Raw genomic sequence first — 3,517 nt, 5'->3', positions numbered from 1 at the left:
AGCCCGAGGAACACGCCCCCGTTGGACTTGCGCGGATCGAGCTTTTCTTTGAGCAGCGCAAACGCCGGCCGTGCCAGAAGATACCCGATCTTGGTGCGAAGCGAATGGCCCATAGCGCCGCGCAGGAATGACGCGATCTGCTTGGCCGTGCCTTCGGCCGCCTTCAGGGCGATATTGCCGGAAAAACCTTCCGTCACCACCACGTCGACCGTGCCGGCGCCGATGTCGTCGCCTTCGACGAAGCCGTGATAGCGCAGCGTCGGCAAGGGGTTGGCGCGCAGCAGGCGGCCGGCGGCGCGGATCTCCTCAATACCCTTGACCTCTTCGACGCCCACATTGAGCAGCCCCACCGACGGCACCGGCACGCCAAGAACGACGCGCGCCATGGCCCCGCCGAGAATGGCAAAGTCGACGAGTTGCTGGGCATCGGCACCGATGGTGGCGCCGCAGTCGAGCACGATTGATTCGCCCCGCAGCGTCGGCCACACGGCGGCAATGGCCGGCCGCTCGACGCCGTCGAGGGTGCGCAGGCAGAACTTGGCCATGGCCATCAGCGCGCCGGTGTTGCCGGCCGAGATGGCGGCATCGGCATCGCCGGTCTTCACCGCCTCGATGGCGCGCCACATCGACGACTTCCACCGGCCGTGGCGCAGCGCCTGACTGGGTTTCTCGTCCATGCCCACGGCGACTTCGCAGTGCACCAGATCCGCGGCCGCCTTCACACGCGGGTGGGCATCGACCAGCGGCTGCATCGTGGCCAGATCGCCATAGAGCCGCAGCCGCAGCGACGGGCAGCGTTCGAGGGCGATCGCAGCGCCCGGCACGACCACCTCGGCTCCCCGATCGCCCCCCATGGCGTCGAGCGATAAGGTGACTTGCTTCGGCATCCGCTCAGATCCCCGCTGTGTCTTCCGCGCGCGTGCTCCCGCATCGCGAAACCCCGTCGGCGGCCACCGCACCCGGTGCAGCCGGATAACCCAACGGACGGGCGACCATAGCGATTCCTCCGACGCTGGCAACCGTCCTTGCGCTCAACTCGGCTCTGCGTGCATGGCGTGCGTTGCCGGCGCGCATCAGTTGCCGTCCGGTTTCAGGCGCTTCAGCGCCGCGAACGGCGAGGGCTTTTCCGGCGCGCCGTCGGGGTCGGTATCGACCTCGGTGAACGACACGCCCGGCGCCCGCGGATAGGGATCGAGCCCGAGGGCGACGAACTCCGCCGCCAGCGCGCCAAGGTCGAGGATATCGCCCTCCAGCAGGTCCGGCGGATCCTCGCCGAAGGCATCGAGATCGACCTCCGGCTCCGCCGGCCGGCGCTGGAACCACGCGGGCGGGGCAAAGGTGATGTCCACATCATCTTCCAGCGCAGCCGGCACCGGCTCCAGCGACAGCACGCAGGCCTGCACCACCTTCGCGCTCACATGGCCCTCCACCATCACCCGGCCGTCGCGGCGGCCGCGCAGGGCAAAGTGCGCCGAAAGCGCCTCCACCGACAGGACGGAGAGGCTGGCGGCCAGTGCGCGGCACTCGGCCGGCGTGGCCGTGAAGACCACATTCACCGTGGCATCGCCGATTTCACGCACGCTGACCGGGTGCGACAGCGGCGGCTTTTCGGAAGGCGGGCTGTGTTCGGAAGGCGGGTTCATGCCGGAACTCCGGTTGCAAAATCGGCCGGATCGGCAAACGCCACGCGGCCGGAAAGAATGTCATCCACGCCCTGCCCGGCAAGGCTGTCAGCCGCGGCGAAACCATAGGCGCTGAGCGCAGCCGCCTGCGCCGCGGCCGGCGTGCCCGCAAACACATTGCGCGCGATCGCCGCCGCCAGCACCGGCTGCGAGCCGTCGTCCAGCGCGCCGATATAGGCATCAAGCCGGCCGTAGAAGGCTGCTGCCATGTCGCGCATCCGGCGCGGAACCGCAAGATCCCCGACACCCATCTCCCGCAACGCGCCGTCCATATCGCTGAGGAAAAGGTCGAGCAGGTCCTGCATCGGCCCGGCCATTCCCGGCCCGGCCTCGCGCAGGCGGCGGAACACCAGAACGGCGTGCAGCACGATCATGTCGAAACGGCCGTCGACGCTGTCGGCCACCCCCAGCCGGCGATAGAGGGCCGGATGGCGGGCCTGCGCCACGACCGCGGCGTAGAGCGCCCGCGGGCGCCGGTCGCGGCGACGAAAGAGACGGACGATCATGAAGCCGCAGCAAAGGGGCCGCCACGGGCGGCCGGGGTGAAGGGAAACCCGGCCGCAAGACGGCGGGGCGGAGCCGGAGCGACGCGACAGGCGGCGCAACGCGCGCGCCCGCAGCGGGCCGGCGATGAGCAATAATGACCGCCGGGCCGGCCGCTGGCAATGCCGGCCGGCACAAGGCCGGCGCAGACGCCCGGAGGCGCAGATGCAGGCCGGTGCAGAGACCGGGAGGGCGCATGGCAATGGGAGGCATGGCACCGGGAGGCATGGCACCGGGTGGCATGGCACCGGGTGGCATGGCGACAGGAAAGCCGTAACCGGGGGAAGCGGCGACCGGGGGCGTGGCAATGGGGGAAACGGCGGTGGCGGCCACGGAGGCCCTGCTTCGGGCGCCCCCCCGGGCCGCAGCGGTTGCCGCCCGCCCGGTGCCGGCGCGAGGCGGCCGGCAAATGGGCCCCGGTCCGGGTTCGCACGCGGCTGCGGGTGCGCAGGCCGCGGGCCTGTTGCAGGCTGCGGGCTTGTGCCGGTGCGGGCGCCGGCCGCACACGGCGCGCCGCGGCCGGATGGCCGGGCGCCGGGCGGGGTCCGGCCCGCACGATTTTCACGCTTCCGGGGGCTGCTGCAGCGCACGCTGCGAAATACCGCGTTGCACGGCCCCCGTTGACATGCCGCCGCCGCCATCGCACGCAATAAGAAGGCGGATGGACGGGCCCGCGGTTGCGCCCGCCCGCCCGTGCCCGTTTGCTCATGCCCGCCCTTGCCCGTTCGCCCTTGCCCGTCCGGCGGCGGCCGTGGCAGGCAGATATCCGGCCGGTCCTCGGACCGTCCCTGTTGAGGTTCTGGAGGAAGCCAAGGTGCAGCGCGCCGATGCCCATATCGACCCTTGCGAATCCGAAGCCGGCGAATCCAAAGCCGGCATGAGCGCGGGAGCGCCCGCCGGCAGGCGTCCGGTGCGGACCGGCCGGCTGCGGGCCCTCGTGGCCGGCGTGGCCCTCGTCGGCGCCCTGCCGCTCGCCGGCTGCGCCAGCGAAACCTATGTCCACGGCTATGTTCTGGGTGAGGACACCCTGCAGCAGGTGCCCATCGGCGCCAGCCGCGAGCAGGTGCTGCTGGCCCTCGGCACGCCCTCCACCACCAGCACCATCGGCAACGAGGCGTTCTACTACATCTCGCAGAAGACCGTGCGGTCGGTCGCCTTCATGATGCCGAAGGTCGTCGACCAGCGGATTCTGGCGATCTATTTCGACCAGAACGGCCATGTCGATCGCATCGCCGATTACGGCCTGAAGGACGGCAAGGTGTTCGACTTCATCGCCAAGAAGACCCACACCG

At 70.5% G+C, this 3,517-nt stretch carries 4 protein-coding genes; 1 reads left to right on the top strand and 3 read right to left on the bottom strand.

Features of this window, described 5'->3' with window-relative positions; all coding sequences use genetic code 11:
- The 3 genes from plsX to V7067_RS16625 all read right to left on the bottom strand — a co-directional run.
- Positions 1-887: phosphate acyltransferase PlsX (gene plsX, locus V7067_RS16635; RefSeq protein WP_334177010.1), on the bottom strand; the 887-nt coding region annotated here is incomplete at its 3' end.
- Positions 888-1,073: 186 nt separating this feature from the next.
- The gene (locus V7067_RS16630) at positions 1,074-1,643 is read right to left on the bottom strand and encodes a DUF177 domain-containing protein (RefSeq protein WP_334177009.1); all 570 of its coding nucleotides are present in this window, start codon (positions 1,641-1,643) and stop codon (positions 1,074-1,076) included.
- Complete coding sequence (locus V7067_RS16625) at positions 1,640-2,188, bottom strand: ubiquinol-cytochrome C chaperone family protein (protein ID WP_334177008.1); 549 nt, start codon at positions 2,186-2,188, stop codon at positions 1,640-1,642. Before V7067_RS16625 ends, V7067_RS16630 begins: the two co-directional genes overlap by 4 nt.
- A 914-nt stretch (positions 2,189-3,102) precedes the next feature.
- On the opposite strand from V7067_RS16625, the gene V7067_RS16620 reads away from it, so the two are divergent.
- Positions 3,103-3,517 (top strand): outer membrane protein assembly factor BamE (locus V7067_RS16620; RefSeq protein WP_334177011.1); only part of this gene is annotated, 415 nt, incomplete at its 3' end.

This window comes from Pseudoxanthobacter sp. (assembly GCF_036822375.1).
Classification (GTDB): Bacteria; Pseudomonadota; Alphaproteobacteria; order Rhizobiales; family Segnochrobactraceae; genus Pseudoxanthobacter.
Note: the sequence above shows the minus strand (reverse complement) of the source record. Positions and strands in the feature narration are given on the sequence as shown.

Coding starts and splice junctions, on each gene's coding strand:
- V7067_RS16625 (WP_334177008.1), bottom strand. CDS start 2,188: ATGATCGTCCGTCTCTTTCGTCGCCGCGACCGGCGCCCGCGGGCGCTC.
- V7067_RS16630 (WP_334177009.1), bottom strand. CDS start 1,643: ATGAACCCGCCTTCCGAACACAGCCCGCCTTCCGAAAAGCCGCCGCTG.